This is a genomic window from Nocardioides zeicaulis (assembly GCF_042432345.1).
GTDB classification, from domain to species: domain Bacteria; phylum Actinomycetota; class Actinomycetes; order Propionibacteriales; family Nocardioidaceae; genus Nocardioides; species Nocardioides zeicaulis.
This window is the reverse complement of sequence record NZ_JBHLXH010000001.1, coordinates 1,706,299-1,722,274: the sequence shown is the minus strand read 5'-3', so window position 1 is coordinate 1,722,274 and position 15,976 is coordinate 1,706,299. Positions and strand designations below refer to the sequence as shown.

18 protein-coding genes are annotated in these 15,976 nt (G+C 73.2%); 9 read left to right on the top strand and 9 right to left on the bottom strand.

The window, feature by feature from the left end; genetic code table 11:
* Positions 1-123: 123 nt before the first annotated feature.
* Together ACFFJG_RS08430 and ACFFJG_RS08425 are read right to left on the bottom strand one after the other, a co-directional pair.
* On the bottom strand, positions 124-423 hold the full coding sequence (locus ACFFJG_RS08430) for a WXG100 family type VII secretion target (RefSeq protein ID WP_378518156.1): 300 nt from the start codon (positions 421-423) through the stop codon (positions 124-126).
* On the bottom strand, positions 420-737 hold the full coding sequence (locus ACFFJG_RS08425) for a WXG100 family type VII secretion target (RefSeq protein ID WP_378518155.1): 318 nt from the start codon (positions 735-737) through the stop codon (positions 420-422). Before ACFFJG_RS08425 ends, ACFFJG_RS08430 begins: the two co-directional genes overlap by 4 nt.
* A 120-nt stretch (positions 738-857) precedes the next feature.
* Here ACFFJG_RS08425 and ACFFJG_RS08420 point away from each other — a divergent pair, with 120 nt between their 5' ends.
* From ACFFJG_RS08420 to ACFFJG_RS08405, 4 genes are read left to right on the top strand one after another with little or no spacing between them, the layout of a single operon-like run.
* Positions 858-1,181, top strand: a complete 324-nt coding sequence (locus ACFFJG_RS08420; RefSeq protein WP_378518154.1) for a hypothetical protein — start codon at positions 858-860, stop codon at positions 1,179-1,181.
* 1 nt (position 1,182) lies between these two features.
* Complete coding sequence (locus ACFFJG_RS08415) at positions 1,183-2,931, top strand: putative T7SS-secreted protein (RefSeq protein ID WP_378518153.1); 1,749 nt, start codon at positions 1,183-1,185, stop codon at positions 2,929-2,931.
* Entirely contained in the window at positions 2,931-3,329 is a 399-nt protein-coding gene (locus ACFFJG_RS08410; RefSeq protein WP_378518152.1) for a hypothetical protein, read from the top strand. Before ACFFJG_RS08415 ends, ACFFJG_RS08410 begins: the two co-directional genes overlap by 1 nt.
* The gene (locus tag ACFFJG_RS08405; protein WP_378518151.1) at positions 3,322-4,161 is read left to right on the top strand and encodes a hypothetical protein; all 840 of its coding nucleotides are present in this window, start codon (positions 3,322-3,324) and stop codon (positions 4,159-4,161) included. Before ACFFJG_RS08410 ends, ACFFJG_RS08405 begins: the two co-directional genes overlap by 8 nt.
* A 21-nt stretch (positions 4,162-4,182) precedes the next feature.
* Here the strand turns inward: ACFFJG_RS08405 and ACFFJG_RS08400 are convergent, their stop codons facing one another.
* The 3 genes from ACFFJG_RS08400 to ACFFJG_RS08390 all read right to left on the bottom strand — a co-directional run bounded on the left by ACFFJG_RS08400 (position 4,183) and on the right by ACFFJG_RS08390 (position 6,111).
* On the bottom strand, positions 4,183-4,962 hold the full coding sequence (locus tag ACFFJG_RS08400) for an IclR family transcriptional regulator (RefSeq protein ID WP_378518150.1): 780 nt from the start codon (positions 4,960-4,962) through the stop codon (positions 4,183-4,185).
* On the bottom strand, positions 4,959-5,609 hold the full coding sequence (locus tag ACFFJG_RS08395; RefSeq protein ID WP_378518149.1) for a hypothetical protein: 651 nt from the start codon (positions 5,607-5,609) through the stop codon (positions 4,959-4,961). Before ACFFJG_RS08395 ends, ACFFJG_RS08400 begins: the two co-directional genes overlap by 4 nt.
* A 103-nt stretch (positions 5,610-5,712) precedes the next feature.
* On the bottom strand, positions 5,713-6,111 hold the full coding sequence (locus ACFFJG_RS08390) for a hypothetical protein (protein ID WP_378518148.1): 399 nt from the start codon (positions 6,109-6,111) through the stop codon (positions 5,713-5,715).
* 167 nt (positions 6,112-6,278) lie between these two features.
* Between ACFFJG_RS08390 and hutH the strand changes: the two genes are divergently transcribed.
* Positions 6,279-7,832, top strand: coding sequence for a histidine ammonia-lyase (gene hutH / locus ACFFJG_RS08385; RefSeq protein ID WP_378518147.1), 1,554 nt, complete (start codon positions 6,279-6,281; stop codon positions 7,830-7,832).
* The gene (gene hutU / locus ACFFJG_RS08380) at positions 7,829-9,532 is read left to right on the top strand and encodes a urocanate hydratase (protein ID WP_378518146.1); all 1,704 of its coding nucleotides are present in this window, start codon (positions 7,829-7,831) and stop codon (positions 9,530-9,532) included. Before hutH ends, hutU begins: the two co-directional genes overlap by 4 nt.
* 81 nt (positions 9,533-9,613) lie before the next feature.
* On the opposite strand, the gene ACFFJG_RS08375 is transcribed toward hutU, so the two are convergent.
* Positions 9,614-10,684, bottom strand: a complete 1,071-nt coding sequence (locus tag ACFFJG_RS08375; protein ID WP_378518145.1) for a hypothetical protein — start codon at positions 10,682-10,684, stop codon at positions 9,614-9,616.
* A gap of 136 nt (positions 10,685-10,820) precedes the next feature.
* Here ACFFJG_RS08375 and ACFFJG_RS08370 point away from each other — a divergent pair, with 136 nt between their 5' ends.
* The 3 genes from ACFFJG_RS08370 (at position 10,821) to ACFFJG_RS08360 (ending at position 13,537) form a co-directional block, all read left to right on the top strand.
* Positions 10,821-11,849: a M48 family metallopeptidase gene (locus tag ACFFJG_RS08370; protein ID WP_378518144.1), complete on the top strand. Its 1,029-nt coding sequence runs from the start codon at positions 10,821-10,823 to the stop codon at positions 11,847-11,849.
* Between the two features lie 150 nt (positions 11,850-11,999).
* Positions 12,000-12,566, top strand: coding sequence for a PAS domain-containing protein (locus ACFFJG_RS08365; RefSeq protein WP_378518143.1), 567 nt, complete (start codon positions 12,000-12,002; stop codon positions 12,564-12,566).
* Entirely contained in the window at positions 12,563-13,537 is a 975-nt protein-coding gene (locus ACFFJG_RS08360; protein ID WP_378518142.1) for a methyl-accepting chemotaxis protein, read from the top strand. Before ACFFJG_RS08365 ends, ACFFJG_RS08360 begins: the two co-directional genes overlap by 4 nt.
* Positions 13,538-13,645: 108 nt before the next feature.
* Here ACFFJG_RS08360 and ACFFJG_RS08355 read toward each other — a convergent pair whose 3' ends face one another.
* The 3 genes from ACFFJG_RS08355 to ACFFJG_RS08345 form a co-directional block, all read right to left on the bottom strand.
* On the bottom strand, positions 13,646-13,789 hold the full coding sequence (locus ACFFJG_RS08355) for a hypothetical protein (RefSeq protein WP_378518141.1): 144 nt from the start codon (positions 13,787-13,789) through the stop codon (positions 13,646-13,648).
* 143 nt (positions 13,790-13,932) lie between these two features.
* The gene (locus ACFFJG_RS08350; protein ID WP_378518140.1) at positions 13,933-14,802 is read right to left on the bottom strand and encodes an HpcH/HpaI aldolase/citrate lyase family protein; all 870 of its coding nucleotides are present in this window, start codon (positions 14,800-14,802) and stop codon (positions 13,933-13,935) included.
* Entirely contained in the window at positions 14,799-15,893 is a 1,095-nt protein-coding gene (locus ACFFJG_RS08345) for an HpcH/HpaI aldolase/citrate lyase family protein (protein WP_378518139.1), read from the bottom strand. Before ACFFJG_RS08345 ends, ACFFJG_RS08350 begins: the two co-directional genes overlap by 4 nt.
* Between the last annotated feature and the right edge of the window lie 83 nt (positions 15,894-15,976).

Below are 15,976 nucleotides of genomic sequence, written 5' to 3'. Positions count from 1 at the left end.
AGGAGTGAGGTGGATCCTACCCGCAGGTAACTTGGATCGGGTGTGGCATGCGCCTCACCGAGGCCTCACCGAGGCCTCACCGAGGCCTCGCCGGTGCTCCCCGGCGTGCCGGCGCCAGGCGCGTCAGTTGACGATCGCGACGTTCTCGACCTCGATCTCGCGGGCGTCCTCCCGGTATGCCGCGACCTTGGTCCGGACCTGGTCGAGCGCCTCGGTGAGCTTCGCGATCCCGTCGCGCAGCTTCTGCTGGTGCTCGCGGTGGGCCATGTGCGACTCGCTCGTCTCGTCCCAGCCGGGGGTGAGCGTCTCGACCTGCTCGAGCAGCTCGTCGATCTGGCGGGTGATCGCCGTCGTGGCGTCGGCCATGGCGGTCTCGATGGCCGACAGGGCTCCCTGGTGGACGACCAGGCCGCGCTCGCTCATCGCGGGCCCCCGAGGCGGTCCGCGAGCTGACCGGCGCGCTCGGCCTGGGCGGCGTCGTTGGTCGCGTGCTCCTGCGCGAGGTACTGCAGGCTCTGGGCGTAGCCCTCGAGGACCGGGCCGAGGGTGACGGCGACCTGGAACCACTCGTTGACGGCCTCGCCGAACCCGGCGGCGGCCTGGCCCTTGAAGCCCGCGCCCGCCTCCGACTCGATCGTCGCGCCGAGGTCGCTCAGCGTCTTCTGCACCGGTTCCACCGCGTCGGCGACGGCCTGGGCGGCCGCCTGCATCTCGGCGTACACAAGTCCGACGGCCACGGGCCGCTCCTCTCGCTGGGTCTGTGCCGCCCTCCTACCCAGCGGGGGAGGGGTTCACACGCGGCACGCGTGAGGAACGAGCGCGGTTTGAGCAGGGCGGTCGCGGGGAAGGTCGGTGCCATGCCGTCGTACGACTACGAAGTCGACCTCGAGAGCATGGGCAAGGCCGCCCAGGGGCTCAACGAGGCGCTGCAGCTCTTCAAGGACAAGGACGTCGAGGACCTCGTCCCCGGGAAGGGCGACGTCGGCCACGACGCGGTGTGGGACGCGCTCGACGAGTTCCAGGGGCGCTGGGAGGAGGGCGTGAACAACCTCTGCCAGGACGTGGAGGAGATGGCCGGGCGGCTGGGCAAGATCGCGATGAACTACTTCGAGACCGACAAGGCCGGCCGGGAGTCCCTGTCCGCCCTCAAGGGCACCATCGCCGCGGTCAAGGTGATGTGACGTGCCGGAATTCGAGGTCGAGGGCAACCCCGGCGCCATCCGCTCCAAGGCGGTGCTGATGGAGCAGAAGGGCACGCTCTTCTGGAACACCGGCGACGCCCTGTCGAAGATCGACGTCTCGGGCTGGACCGGCCGCGCGGCCGACGAGTTCCGCGAGGCGCACGACCTCGAGCCCGAGCGCTGGACCAAGGCCGGCAACGGCTTCAAGAAGGCCGCCGCGGGCCTCACCACCTACGCCGGACAGCTCGAGGACGCGCAGCGCCGGGCGCGCGAGGCGAAGGCGGAGTACGAGCGCGGCCAGCGCGAGTCGGAGAGCGCCCGCACCCAGTACGACTCCTACATGGGCCGGATGCGCACCTACTGGGCCAGTGGCGGCACCGACCAGGCCGAGCCGTTCGTCGACTGGGGCGACCCGATCCAGCAGGAGGCGCTGCGGGCGATGGCCGCGGTGCGCTCCGACCTCGACGCCGCCGCCCACACGTGCGCAGGCGAGGTCAGGGCGGGCTGCGCCGACGCCCCGGAGGAGCCGAACTGGCTCGAGTCGGGGCTGAAGTTCGTCGGCGGCATCCTGGAGGGCGCGGGAGAGGCGGTCTGGGACCTCCTCACGATGGTGCCGTTCAGCCCGGTCAACCTGGTCATCGACTCCTACAAGCTCGCCACCGGCGACCTGACGCCCGAGGAGCTGGGGAAGAAGTACGAGCTGTCGGCCGAGAGCGCCTGGGACATGGCGACCGGCATCTACACCGGCCTCACCACCGACCCGATCGGCTTCGGCAAGAACCTCGGCAAGAGCCTGCTCGACTGGGACACGTGGGCCGACGACCCCGCCCGCGCGATCGGCCACCTCGTGCCCGACGCGGTCGTGGCCGTCGCCACGGGCGGCACCGGCGCGCTGGCCACGCGCGGCGGCAAGTTCGCCATGGACGGTCTCGACGCGCTCGGCGACATGGGCAAGCTGCGCCGCCTCGACGACCTCGCCGAGCTCGGCGGTGACCTGCGTCGCCTCGACGACCTGGGCGACGGCTCCCGCATCTACTCGATGATGGACGACGTCCCGCACCGCACGTCGTTCTCGCCCGACCAGCTCAACCCGTCCCGGGTCGACGAGGTCCTGGCCAGGCACGACATCTCGCGCTCGGAGCTCAACGACCTGATCACCAAGCCGGCCGCCGACCTGACCGACGCCGAGCGGGCCACGCTCAACGCGGTCCGCGACGACTTCCCCGCTCCCGACAGCGGCACGGTCATGCAGAAGGTCATCGACCAGCCCTACTTCGACGAGAAGACCGGCGAGCTCAAGCTCGGTGGGGCCGACAACTACATCCACGACCACTACGCGGCCAACGAGGTGCGCGGCGCGGTCACGGTCGCCGACGACACCTCGCACCTCGGGACCCCGAAGGCGATCAACGAGGACCTGCGCCTGGACTACGACGGGACCCACCACTCCACCGGCGACGCCTCCACGCACGTCATCCGCTTCCAGACCGACGAGCCCAACTTCGACATCCCGCGCAACAGCGACATGACCGGCTCGCCCACGCGGTTCGACAGCTGGAGCGATCCCTTCACGGGCAACGGCTTCACGAAGTCCGGTGATGACATCATCCCCGAGTACGTCACCGACGGCCCGACCGTGATCCGCGAAGGAGCAGAGATGTGGGAGGTCACCGACACCGGGACGCAGCGCCTCGTCGCCGTCCTGCGCACGATCGACGGTGAGCCGGCGTGGATCCCGCAGGGGAACTGATGGGGCTGCCCGAGCCCGGGACGTACGCCGTCTGGCACGGCGTCGCCTACCCGGTCGCCTCCGTGGCCACCGACGCGGTGACCCTGCGCGTGCCGCGCGAGGCCGGCCCGCTGCCCGGCGAGCTCGAGGGCGGGACGCGCCGCGACGGCGACCGCTGGTCGCGCGTGCCCAAGGCCTCGCTCGAGCGCTACTACAAGGTCGTGGTGACGGTCGCCTGGCAGGGGGAGGACTTCGGCCTGGCCTCCGTGTCCGGCGACGAGGCCGAGATCCTCGGCAGCTCGCCGACCGTTGCTGCGAGGCTGGGGCTCGACGGCGACCAGTACAACGGCTTCCACGCCACGGTGCCCGTCGAGGAGCTGGGCGTGGTCGACGTACAGGAGAGGGAGATCGATGTCTGAGCCAGAAGTGCCGGCCCGCCCGGTGCTGCAGAAGCTGCTCACCCACGGGCTGGGCTCGGCGATCGTCGAGGACGGCTACGACCAGGTCGGCGGCGTGGTCGTGCTGGCGGCCGACGCGCGTCCCCTCGACACCCCTGAGAAGCTGCTGCGCGCCCACGGCTTCGAGGCCCCCGGCGCCGAGTACGTCGACGTCGTCCGCTTCGAGCTCCCCCCGGCTGCCCGGCTCACCAACCCGGTCGAGCCCGGCTCCGGCCGCACCCCGCTCCACCCCACGGGCTTCCTGCGGGCCGAGGCGATCGTGCCGGTCTGGGAGCTCGACCGCACCCGCTACTCCTACGGCGCGGAGTACTGGCGGATCCGCGCCGACGGCGCGCAGCGGTGCCTGTCGTCCTACGAGGGCGTGGCGCGCGGCTGGCGGGGCGCGAAGGGGTGGCGGCCGTGGACGCCGCTGGTCGGCACCCGCGCGCGCTGGCGCGGTGCCGAGCTGGCCGCCGACCTGGTCGGCGACAGCGTGCTCCTCGCGACGCGCGCCGACGCCGGGGTCGCGGGCTGGGAGGAGGTCCGGCCCCAGACGTGGGTGACGGCCGTGCCGGCGGAGGAGTGCGAGCTGTTCGAGGCCGTCTTCCGCGCGACCTGGCGCGGGCTGCCGGTCCGGCTCCTGGCGTCCGGGCCCGAGCAGGCACACGTGCAGGTGCTGGTCGACGACGAGGCGCAGGCCCACGAGGCGGGCGCGACGACCGTCGAGCCGGGCGTGTTCGAGGTGACCGTCGCGCGCAGCGAGCTCAGCGACCTCCGGGGCGTGACCAACGAGGTCGTGCCCGCCGCGGGCTGAGCCCGTCCGGGGAGTTGGTCGTCAGCCGGCCGCGGGTCCGGCGGCCGGACCGCTGACCCGCCGGGTGAGCAGTGCGGCGGTCGCCCTCACCGCCTCCGCGATCGCCGTCACCTCGGCGGTCGATGCCGCCTCGCTGGGGAAGGTGACCGCGACCCCGGCGACGGGGTGCGCGTTGTGGTCGAGCACCGCGGCGGCGACGCTCTGCAGCCCGGGCGTGACCTCGCCGTCCTCGTCGGCGTGCCCGCGCTGCCGGGTGTCGGTGAGGATCGAGCGCAGCCCGCTGAGCGACGTCGGCCCGGTGCCGTGGCGCTCGACGAACGCGCTGCGGTCGGGGTAGAGCGCGCGCACCTGGCTGGCCGGCAGCGCGGCGAGGATCGCGCGTCCCGAGGCGGTGAGGTGGGCCGGGAGCCGCACGCCGACGTCGGTGACCAGCGGCGGCCGGCCGGGGGCGCGCTCCTCCACGACGTAGAGCACGTCGCGCCCGTGGAGCACGGCGAGGTGGGCGCCGTGCCCGGTGCGGTCGACGAGCGCCGCCAGGGGTCGGCGGGCCAGCCGGGCGAGCGGCTCCTGCCGGGTGAACCCGCTGCCGACCTCGAACGCCGCCACGCCGAGGCCGTAGCGGTGCTCCTCGGCGAGGTGGACGACGAAGCCTTCGTCGATCATGGTGTTGAGCAGGTGGTACGCCGTGCTGCGCGGGAGCTCGCACGCCCGCATGATCCGCTCGAGCGGCACGGGGTCGGCCTGGGTGGCCAGGAACCGCAGCACCCGCAGGGCGCGGGTGGCGGCGGGGACCTGGCTCACGAACGGTCGGCCGGCGGCTCCTTGCGGGTGAACCAGCCGCCGCCGCCGTCGGTCGACTCGATCGGCTTGCCGGGCATGTCGTTGGCGCCGGGGGTGCGACGGGGCAGGAGCGGGGGCTGCGAGCCCTCGGCGGGCTGCACGGGGTCGGACTGCTGCACGGGAGCCTCCGCCTCGGCACGCGTGGCCGGGCCGGCGGCCGGGGTCGCGTCGTCGGCCGGGGCCGCCTCGGGTGCCGGGTCGGTGGCCGGGGCCGTGTTGACCTCGGACGGCGGCGTCGGCTGCTGGTCGACGGTGCCGGCGACCTGGGGCTGGTAGTCGTCGGCGCGGTGGTCGACCCGCGGGTCGAGCCGGTCCGCGGCGCGGACCTGCGCCTCGTGCTCGGCCTCCACGCGGCTCGCCTCCAGCCGCGCCTGCTCGGCCTCGGCCTCGGCCTTCTCGGCGACCTCGCGCGCCTCGTCGGCACGCTCCTCCGCGACGGCGGCACGCTGCTGCGCGGGGGCGATCGTGGACTGCGCGGTGCCGGCGGCCGTCGCGCGCAGCTCGTCGGCGCGGGCGATGTTGGCCTGCCGGTTGCGGGAGCGGATCACGAGCGCGGCCGCGGCGAGCAGGACGAGGACGACAACGACGATGATGATGAGCGCGGTCACGAGGCACCTCTCGTAGGGCAGGGAAGCACCAGTGTGTCAGTGGGACGGATGTTGTCCAGTGCGGCTCGCGTGACCGCCGGGCCGGGGTTGTCTCCTGACACCGTCAGGAGCGAGGTGCCCGGTCGGTGCCGTCCACGTCCCCGTCCCCGGACGCCCCGGGGTGGTAGTCCTCCGACGAGGTGTCCACCCGCGGGTCGACCTGGTCCGCGGTGCGCAGCCGGTCCTCGTGCACGGCCTGCTGCTGGGTGGCGGCGACCTGCGCCTCCTGCGCACGCTGCTGGGCGCGTTCGGCCTCGAGCCGCGCCCGTTCGGCCTCGGCCTCGGCCTCCTTGGCGCGGACCTGGCTCTCCGGGATCCCGCTGGCGTGCTCGCGGGCCTCGTGGCTCAGCTCCTCGGCCTGCTCGACCTGCTTGCGTCGCCGCTGCCGGGACGCAGCCCACGCGGCGACCGCGATGACCAGCACGATGACGACGGCGACGATGATCCAGGCGGTGGTGCTCATGACGACCTCTCCCTCACGGCCCGGGTGGGCTGTCCAAGTCCTGACCGTGCCACACCAGTGCGATCTCCCGGCCCCTCCTGCGGGGTGAACGACCAAGTCTCGGATGCGAGACGCCGTGGCGTACGCCGGTCTGGTGGCCACCCGCCGGGCGGGCGTTGGATGGATCCATGCAGACCATCCACGTCGGGGTCGGCCCCGTCTCGTTCGACGACCTCGTGCAGGTCGCCCGCGGCGGCGCCGCCGTCACCCTCACCGACGACGCCCTCGTGGCGATCGACCGCGCCCGCGAGGTCGTCGACGCGCTCGCCGCCGCCGAGACGCCGACCTACGGCGTCAGCACCGGCTTCGGCGCCCTCGCCACCCGCCACATCCCCACCGAGATGCGCGCCCAGCTGCAGCGATCGCTGGTCCGCTCGCACGCGGCCGGCTCCGGCCCCGAGGTCGAGCGGGAGGTCGTCCGCGCCCTGATGCTGCTGCGCCTCTCGACGCTGGCGACCGGCCACACCGGCGTACGCCGCGAGACCGCGCAGCTGATGGCCGCCCTGCTCACCCACGGCATCACCCCGGTGGTGCGCGAGCACGGCTCGCTGGGCTGCTCCGGCGACCTGGCGCCCCTCTCGCACTGCGCGCTGGCGCTGATGGGCGAGGGCGAGGTGCGCGACACCGCCGGCACCCTGATGCCTGCGGCCGAGGCGCTCGCGGCCGCCGGCCTCGAGCCGGTCGAGCTCGCGGCCAAGGAGGGCCTGGCGCTCATCAACGGCACCGACGGCATGCTGGGCATGCTCGTCATGGCGATCACCGACCTGCGGATGCTGCTGCGCACCGCCGACGTCGCCGCCGCGATGAGCGTCGAGGGCCAGCTGGGCACCGACCGCGTCTTCGCCCCGGAGCTCCAGGCGATCCGCCCCCACCCCGGCCAGGCCCTGTCCGCGGCCAACCTCACCGCGCTGATGGCCGACTCGGCGATCGTCGCCTCGCACCGCACCGGCCCCGACAACACCGTCGAGTGCAACAAGGTGCAGGACGCCTACTCCCTGCGCTGCTCCCCGCAGGTGCACGGCGCCGCCCGCGACACCGTCGAGCACGCCGCGACGGTGGCCGGCCGCGAGCTGGCCAGCGCCGTGGACAACCCGGTCGTGATCGGTGATCGCGTCGAGTCCAACGGCAACTTCCACGGCGCCCCGGTGGCCTACGTCCTCGACTTCCTCGCGATCGTCGCCGCCGACGTCGCCTCGATCAGCGAGCGCCGCACCGACCGTTTCCTCGACCGCGCCCGCAGCCACGGCCTCCCGCCGTTCCTCGCCTCCGACCCCGGTGTCGACAGCGGCCACATGATCGCGCAGTACACCCAGGCCGCGATCGTCTCCGAGCTCAAGCGGCTCGCGGTCCCCGCGTCGGTCGACTCGATCCCCTCCAGTGCGATGCAGGAGGACCACGTGTCGATGGGCTGGGGCGCCGCCCGCAAGCTGCGCCGCGCCGTCGACGGGCTGTCCCGCGTCGTGGCGATCGAGGTGCTCACCGCCGCCCGTGCGCTCGACCTGCGCGCCCCCCTCACGCCGTCGCCGGCGACCGCCGCGGTCGTCGCGCTGCTGCGGGACACCGGCATCGAGGGCCCCGGCCCCGACCGCCACCTCTCGCCCGAGATCGAGGCCGCCGTCGGCCTCGTCCAGTCCGGCGCGGTCCTCGCCGCCGCCGAGTCCGTGATCGGAGAACTCCAGTGACCCAGCCCAACCCCCGGCTCCCCATCCACGCTGCCACCGGCACCGAGCTGACCGCGAAGTCGTGGCAGACCGAGGCGCCGCTGCGGATGCTGATGAACAACCTCGACCCCGACAACGCCGAGAACCCGGCCGAGCTGGTCGTCTACGGCGGCACCGGCAAGGCCGCGCGCAGCTGGGAGGCCTACGACGCGATCGTGCGCAGCCTGCGCGACCTCGAGGACGACGAGACGCTGCTCGTGCAGTCGGGCAAGCCGGTCGGCATCATGCGCACCCACGCCTGGGCGCCGCGCGTGCTGATCGCGAACTCCAACCTGGTCGGCGACTGGGCCGACTGGGAGGAGTTCCGCCGCCTCGAGGACCTGGGGCTGACGATGTACGGTCAGATGACGGCCGGCTCGTGGATCTACATCGGGACGCAGGGCATCCTCCAGGGCACTTTCGAGACCTTCGCCGCGATCGCCGACAAGAGGTTCGGCGGCACGCTGGCCGGCACGATCACCGTGACCGCCGGCCTCGGTGGCATGGGCGGCGCGCAGCCCCTCGCGGTCACGATGAACGACGGCGTCGCGATCTGCGTCGAGTGCGACCAGCACCGCATCGACCGTCGGCTCGAGACCCGCTACCTCGACGTGCAGGCCCGCGACCTCGACCACGCGGTCGAGCTCGCGCTGCAGGCCCGCGACGAGCGCCGCGGCCTCTCCATCGGCCTGCTCGGCAACGCCGCCGACGTGCTGCCCGAGCTGCTCGAGCGGCACCTCGACCGGGCCGAGAAGGGGGAGGGCCCGCTCGTCGACATCGTCACCGACCAGACCTCGGCGCACGACCCGCTCTTCTACCTCCCCGCCGGCACGGCCCCCGACGACTGGGAGCGCGAGCGCACCGAGGACCCGCGCGGCTTCACCAAGCGCAGCCAGGAGTCGATGGCCCGCCACGTGCGCGCGATGGTGGAGTTCCAGGACGCCGGCGCCGAGGTGTTCGACTACGGCAACTCGATCCGCGACGAGGCCCGCAAGGGTGGCTACGACCGCGCCTTCGAGTTCCCCGGCTTCGTCCCGGCCTACATCCGCCCGCTGTTCTGCGAGGGCAAGGGCCCCTTCCGCTGGGCCGCCCTGTCCGGCGACCCCGCCGACATCGCCGCGACCGACCGCGCGATCAAGGAGCTGTTCCCGGCCGAGGAGAAGCCGGAGTACGCGCGACTGCACCGCTGGCTCGACATGGCCGCGGAGCGGGTGCAGTTCCAGGGCCTGCCGGCCCGGATCTGCTGGCTGGGCTACGGCGACCGCGCGAAGGCCGGCGCGAAGTTCAACGAGATGGTCGCCAGCGGCGAGCTCAAGGCCCCCGTCGTGATCGGTCGCGACCACCTCGACTGCGGCTCCGTCGCCTCGCCCTACCGCGAGACCGAAGCCATGCTCGACGGCTCCGACGCCATCGCCGACTGGGCCATCCTCAACGCGCTGGTCAACACCGCCTCCGGCGCGACCTGGGTGTCGTTCCACCACGGCGGGGGCGTCGGCATCGGCCGCTCGCTGCACGCCGGCCAGGTGACGGTCGCCGACGGCACCGCGCTCGCCGCGGAGAAGATCGAGCGGGTCCTCACCAACGACCCCGGCATGGGCGTGATCCGCCACGTCGACGCCGGGTACGACCGCGCGGTCGAGGTCGCCGACGAGCGCGGCGTCCGGGTGCCCATGCGCGACTGATCTGCGCGACTGACCTGCGCACGGCACGACGCCCCGGCCCTCCGCGATCGCGGGGCGCCGGGGCGTCGTCGTACGGGCAGGTCAGCCGAGCGGGGCGGGGGCCTGCGGCTGCGTGGTGCGGAAGCTGCCGCGCACCTTGCGCAGGCAGCCCTGGCCCAGCCCGACCTTGGTGAGGCCGGTCAGGTCGCCCGCGGCCAGGCGCGAGCGGAACACGCCGTCGGCCTCCGGCGTCCACGCCCCGCCGAACATCATCTCGTCGGTGCCGGCGGAGTGGTCGAGGCCGAACGCGTGGCCGATCTCGTGGAGCAGCAGGTGGCCGATGCCCGGCACCCCGGTGGACTCGAAGCCGGGCGTGTAGGAGGTGCCGTAGCTCTCGGTGAGCAGGGTGACGCCCGCCTCGGTGGTCATGTTGACGACCGGGCCGCGCCCGGAGCGGGCGTAGAAGCCGCGGCGGGGGCCGCCGAGGCCGTCGGCGCCTCGGGCCGCGAACGCCGGCACCTCGGCGTGGGTGCCCCACGCGATGACGAGCTGCGTGCGCTTCGGCAGCCGCTTCTTGTCGTTGGCCGCCGGGATCATGTGGGTCGCGCCGGTGTACTTCACCTCGATGCCGGACGCAGCGGAGAGCTGGGCCATCGCGGCGCGTGCGGCGTCGAGGCCGGCCTGGCCGGTGTCGTCGGCGTTGACCTTGTAGCGCACCGTCTGGCACGGGTTGAACCGCCACGAGGAGGACTTCGACGTGCCGAGCAGGTCGTAGTCGGCCGGCTTGCCGACGGGGGCGTAGGCGGGGGAGATGACCGCGGTGGTGCCCTTCACGAACCGCGGACCGCGGCCGGCGGCCCGCACCCGGACCTTGTGGCTGCCGTACCAGTCGAGCCCGGCGGTGACGCGGAACGTCCCGTTGCGCTGGGAGCGCTTGTGCCCGATGGTCACCCAGCGGTTCTTCGCCTTCACCTGCACCTGGATGGTGCGGCGCTTGCCGGGGGCGCGGCCGTGGACCTCCAGGCGGTCGGTGCCGGAGACGTACTGGGTCACGTCCCAGCGGGCCTTCGGCTTGTGCTTGCCCGCCGCGTCGGCCGGGGCCGTGGCGACCGTCAGGACCGACGCGGCCAGGACGGTGGCGAGCAGGGAGGCGTGGATCCGGCGTGTGCGCATGGGGCTCCTCGGGAGGGGGCGTGGTGGGGCGGGGGGACCACCCTGCCCCCTACCCGGGACCCCGGGCACGAAACGCGCACCGGGGGGTGAGCCCGAACGGGCGACAGCACGGGCCGTCGTACGGCAGGATCGCCCCATGGCACCGGGGGAGAAGAAGCCGGCGCGCGCACGCGCCGTCCTGACCGACATCAGCTCGCGGGCGTGGGAGCACCCCGCCGACCGGGGCGCGCTGGTCGCGCTGCGCCGGCTCAAGGGCTTCGACGTCCTGCTCAAGACCATGTCGGGGGTGTTCCGCGAGCGCGCGTGGCGGCTCACCCTCCTGGGGTCGGCGGTGCGGGTCGACGAGCGGCAGTTCGCCCGCCTGCACCGGCTGCTGGCCGAGGTCGGCCGGAGCCTCGACTGCAGCACGCTGCCCGAGATGTACGTGCAGGCCGACCCGACGCTGAACGCCCAGACCATCGGCATGGACAAGCCGATCATCGTCCTGTCCTCGGGCCTGGTGCACCACCTCGACGACGACGAGCTGCGCTTCGTGATCGGCCACGAGCTCGGCCACGCGATCAGCGGCCACGCCGTCTACCGCACCCTGCTGCTGCGCCTGCTCGGCCTCGGTGGGCTGCTCAACGCGATCCCCGGCGGCGCGATCGGCGTCCGGATGGTCACCGTCGGCCTGCTCGAGTGGTCGCGCAAGGCCGAGCTGTCGGCCGACCGCGCCGGCCTGCTCGCCAGCCAGGACCCGACCGCGGCCCTGCGCACCCACATGAAGCTCGCCAGCGGCGGCACGCTCGACGAGCTCGACGTCACCTCGTTCCTGGCCCAGGGTGCGGAGTACGACGAGGGCGGCGACGTGCGGGAGTCGCTCATCAAGCTCTCCCTGCTCCAGCAGCAGACCCACCCGTTCGCCGTGGTCCGGGCCACCGAGCTGCGCCGCTGGATCGACTCCGGCGCCTACACCGCGATCCTCGGCGGCGCGTACCCGCGTCGCAGCGAGGACGACGACGCCTCGGTGAGCCAGGCGGCGCAGGAGGCCGCCGCGAGCTACAGCGAGGCGTTCGAGCGCACCCAGGACACCCTCGGCAGGCTCGTCCACGACCTGGCCGGCTGGATGGGCTCGGCCAGCGGCTGGCTGAACGAGCGCTTCCGCCGCGGCGGCGACGGCGACTGAGCCACGCCGGGCCCGGGCCGGTGGGACCAAGGTCACGACCTGACGGGCCCATGGTCCCGTGTGCGACGCGAGCTCCTCAGCCGCTGGAGGGTCGGGCCGATGTCCCCCTCGACCCGGGCGAGGTGGTCCCGGCACAGGTGGAGGCCCGACGTGTCCGCACAACCCGATCTCACCGCGCTCGCGCGGGTCGTCCGCCCCACCGGGGTGGAGCGGACCTTCGGCCGGGACGAGGTGATCGTGACCAAGACCGACCTGAAGGGTCGCATCACCTACGCCAACGACGTGTTCTGCCGTGTCTCGGCGCTCCCCGAGGCTGAGCTGCTCGGCCGTCCGCACAGCGTCATCCGGCACCCGGAGATGCCGAAGGCGGTCTTCAAGCTGCTGTGGGACACCCTCGGCACCGGGCAGGAGCTGTTCGCCTACGTCGTGAACCTCGCCGGCGACGGCGCGCACTACTGGGTGCTCGCCCACGTCACCCCGAGCCTCGGCCCGGCGGGCGACGTGGTCGGCTACCACTCCAACCGACGCCTCCCCGACCCGCGGGCGATCCGCGAGGTCGAGCCGATCTACCGCAGGCTGGTCGCCGAGGAGCGGCGGCACCCGCGCTCGGCCGACGCCGCCCGCGCCGGCGAGGCGCTCCTGCACGAGCTGCTCGCCGAGCGCGGCACCACCTACGACCGGCTCGTCTGGTCGCTGGCCAACGGGGCCGCGGCATGAGCCGGCTGCGGCGGCGTGCGGGCCGCGCGCCCGTCGTCGACCAGGCCGCGGTCTACCGCGCCGTCGTCCAGGAGTGGCTCGCGACCTGCCGCGCGGCCGCGTCCGGCGACTTCGAGGCCCGGGCGATGGCGGTGCCGGGCAGCGAGGGGATGCAGGACGTCGCCGACCTGCGCGCGGCCCTCAACCTGCTGCTCGACCGCACCGACGCCTACGTCCGCGAGTCGGCCGCGTCGCTCCAGGCCGCGAGCGAGGGGCGCTTCCACCGCACCTTCCTGACCAGCGGGATGAGCGGTTCGTTCCGCAGCGGCGCGACGACCATCAACGGCGCCAGCGCGCAGATGGCTGCGGCCCAGCAGGAGATCGAGCGGGCCGAGGACGCGCGCCTCGAGCTGGCCGACCGGCTGGAGGACACCGTGATGTCGGTGTCGGAGCAGGTCGCGGCCGCCGCCACGGAGCTGAGCGCCACGGCGGCGGGTCTCTCCGACGCCACCCACCACGCGGTCGGCCAGGCCGACCTGGCCAGCACCACCGGGCAGAGCCTCGACGGTGCCGCCCAGGAGATCCAGGACGTCGTACGCGTCATCTCCCAGATCGCGGCGCAGACCCAGCTGCTGGCGCTCAACGCCACGATCGAGGCCGCCCGTGCCGGCGAGTCCGGTCGCGGCTTCGCCGTCGTGGCGACCGAGGTCAAGACCTTGGCCGACACCACGGCGAGGTCGACCGAGCGCATCGTGGGCCAGGTGCAGACGATGCAGCAGGTCGTCTCCTCCAGCACCGCCGCGATGACCAGCGTGGAGGGCACCGTGCGCGAGATGTCGCCGATGGTCGACGCGGTCCGCACGGCGGTCGACGGGCAGCACCGCGGCGGCCTGGAGAGCCTCGGCGCCCCGGCGCAGGGCCTGGCGCAGATGGCCGAGCTGCTGCGCGAGGAGGTCGCGACCTTCCTCGGCGTCATGCGCGGCCACGCCTGAGCGCCTGCGGGTCCGGAGGCCGTACGACACCCCCGCGTACGGACCCGGACGTGCGAGGGCCCCGGACACCTGAGGTGTCCGGAGCCCGCGTACGAGGTGGTGCGCTGCCTAGAAGACCCGGCGGCTCGAGCCGCCGATCGGCACGAAGTTGAGGATGAGGCCGACGACGATCAGGATCAGGCCGATCGTGGTGAGGATGCTCTGCGGGAGCAGGATCCCGAGGATGAGCAGGATCAGTCCGAGGACAACCATGGTTTTGCCTCCTTCATGTGCTGCCCACGGTGGGCGGCGCTCCTGCACTGTGCCGGTGTCACCCCGAGTTGGAAAGTCCGACACCCTACTTTGGGGTGAAGGCGACGCTCCGCACGTCCGACTTCGGTCGGGTTGCGCTCGTCTCAGTCGGTGCCGAGGGCGCGCACCGCGTCGTGGATCGCGAGGGTGCGGCGCGCGGACTCGACGTGCAGGTTCTCCACCATCCGGCCGCGGTGGGTGACCACGCCGGCGCCCTGCCCGTCCTCCCACGCTGCGATGAGGCCGCGGGCGTCCTCCACCGCGTCGTCGCTCGGCGCGAAGGCCGCGTTGGCGCCCTCGACCTGGCCCGGGTGGATCAGGGTCTTGCCGTCGAACCCCATCTGCCGTCCCTGCTCGCACTCGGCGAGGAAGCCCTCGGTGTCCTTGACGTCGTTGTAGACCCCGTCGATGACCGCGATGCCCGCGGCGCGGCCGGCGAGCAGGACGGTGTGGAGGCTGGGCAGGATCGGCGCGCGGCCCGGCACGTGCTCGGCGAAGAGCTCCTTGACCAGGTCGTTGGTGCCGAGGACGAAGGCGCCCAGCCGTTCGGAGGCACGCGCGATGGCGAGCGCGTCGAGGACGGCCGCGGGGGTCTCGACCATCGCCCACAGGCGGGTGTGGTCGGGGGCGCCGGCGGCCTCCATCGCGGCGACGAGGCGGCGCACCTCCTCGGCGCTGCCGACCTTGGGCACGACGATCGCGGCGGGACCGGCCTGGCTGGCGGCCACGATGTCGGCGTCGTGCCACTCGGTGCCGATGCCGTTGACGCGGATGGTCACCGTGCGACGGCCGTAGTCGCCGCTCGCCGCGGCCGCGGCGGCGGCCTCGCGTGCGGCGGGCTTGGCGTCAGGGGCCACGGCGTCCTCGAGGTCGAGGATCAGCCCGTCACAGGCGATGGTCCTCGCCTTCTCCAGCGCCCGCTCGTTGGAGCCGGGCATGTAGAGGACGGAGCGCAGGGGGGTGAAGTCGCTCATGCCGGGACCTCGCTCTGGTCGGGGATCGCGTCGTACTGATTCTTCAGCTCGGGGTCGATCGCGGCGAGCTCGTCGGCCAGCGCGACCATCACCTGGCACTGCTTGACCGAGGCGTCGTCCTCCATCTTGCCGTCGATCATCACCGCGCCGGTGCCGTCGCCCATGGCGGCGATCACCCGGCGGGCGTGGGCGACGTCCTCGACGCTCGGGGAGAACACCTTGTTCGCGATCGCGATCTGCGCGGGGTGCAGGCTCCACGCGCCGACGCAGCCGAGCAGGAACGCGTTGCGGAACTGGTCCTCGCAGGCGACGGTGTCCTTGATGTCGCCGAACGGGCCGTAGTAGGGGTAGATCCCGTGCATCGCGCACGCGTCGACCATGCGGGCGATCGTGTAGTGCCACAGGTCCTGCTGGTACGTCGTGCGCGGGCCGTCGTACTGCGGCACGCCCAGGTCGTCGCGGACGGGGTCCTGGCGCACGAGGTAGCCGGGGTGGCCACCGCCGACGCGGGTGGTCTTCATCCGGCGGTCCGCGGCCAGGTCTGCCGGGCCGAGCGAGAGGCCCTGCATGCGCGGGCTGGCCGCGCAGATCTCCTCGATGTTGGCCACGCCGCGGGCCGTCTCGAGGATCGCATGGACCAGGATCGGACGCGTCAACCCCGCCTTGGCCTCGAGCTGGGCGAGGAGCCGGTCGACGTAGTGGATGTCCTCGGCGCCCTGCACCTTCGGGACCATGACGACGTCGAGCTTGTCGCCGACCTCGGTGACGAGGGTGACCAGGTCGTCGAGGCCCCACGGGCTGTCGAGGGAGTTGACGCGGGTCCACAGCTGGGTGGGGCCGAAGTCGGTGCTGCGGGCGATGTCGACGAGGCCCTGGCGGGACGTCTCCTTGTTCTCCGCCTTGACCGCGTCCTCGAGGTTGCCCAGCAGCACGTCGACGGTGCCGACCATGGCCGGCACCTTCGCCGCCATCTTCTCGTTGCCCGGGTCGAAGAAGTGGATCGCGCGGCTCGGGCGGGCCGGGATCTCCCGCAGCGGCGTGGGCGCCCCGACGGCGAGCGGGGCGAAGAAGTCCTTGGCGGTACGCGTCATGCGCGCAAACTACCGCCGCGTAGCCGGGCGCGGATATGACGCATGTCTCGCGGCTGGCGCTGGCGTCGGTTTCCCCGGATATC

Bases quoted from the DNA above. Each gene is read 5' to 3' on its own strand.
- ACFFJG_RS08405 (WP_378518151.1), top strand. From the start codon at position 3,322: ATGTCTGAGCCAGAAGTGCCGGCCCGCCCGGTGCTGCAGAAGCTGCTC.
- ACFFJG_RS08410 (WP_378518152.1), top strand. From the start codon at position 2,931: ATGGGGCTGCCCGAGCCCGGGACGTACGCCGTCTGGCACGGCGTCGCC.
- ACFFJG_RS08350 (WP_378518140.1), bottom strand. From the start codon at position 14,802: ATGAGCGACTTCACCCCCCTGCGCTCCGTCCTCTACATGCCCGGCTCC.
- ACFFJG_RS08345 (WP_378518139.1), bottom strand. From the start codon at position 15,893: ATGACGCGTACCGCCAAGGACTTCTTCGCCCCGCTCGCCGTCGGGGCG.
- ACFFJG_RS08355 (WP_378518141.1), bottom strand. From the start codon at position 13,789: ATGGTTGTCCTCGGACTGATCCTGCTCATCCTCGGGATCCTGCTCCCG.
- ACFFJG_RS08375 (WP_378518145.1), bottom strand. From the start codon at position 10,684: ATGCGCACACGCCGGATCCACGCCTCCCTGCTCGCCACCGTCCTGGCC.
- ACFFJG_RS08430 (WP_378518156.1), bottom strand. From the start codon at position 423: ATGAGCGAGCGCGGCCTGGTCGTCCACCAGGGAGCCCTGTCGGCCATC.
- ACFFJG_RS08370 (WP_378518144.1), top strand. From the start codon at position 10,821: ATGGCACCGGGGGAGAAGAAGCCGGCGCGCGCACGCGCCGTCCTGACC.
- hutH (WP_378518147.1), top strand. From the start codon at position 6,279: ATGCAGACCATCCACGTCGGGGTCGGCCCCGTCTCGTTCGACGACCTC.
- ACFFJG_RS08390 (WP_378518148.1), bottom strand. From the start codon at position 6,111: ATGAGCACCACCGCCTGGATCATCGTCGCCGTCGTCATCGTGCTGGTC.
- ACFFJG_RS08420 (WP_378518154.1), top strand. From the start codon at position 858: ATGCCGTCGTACGACTACGAAGTCGACCTCGAGAGCATGGGCAAGGCC.
- ACFFJG_RS08360 (WP_378518142.1), top strand. From the start codon at position 12,563: ATGAGCCGGCTGCGGCGGCGTGCGGGCCGCGCGCCCGTCGTCGACCAG.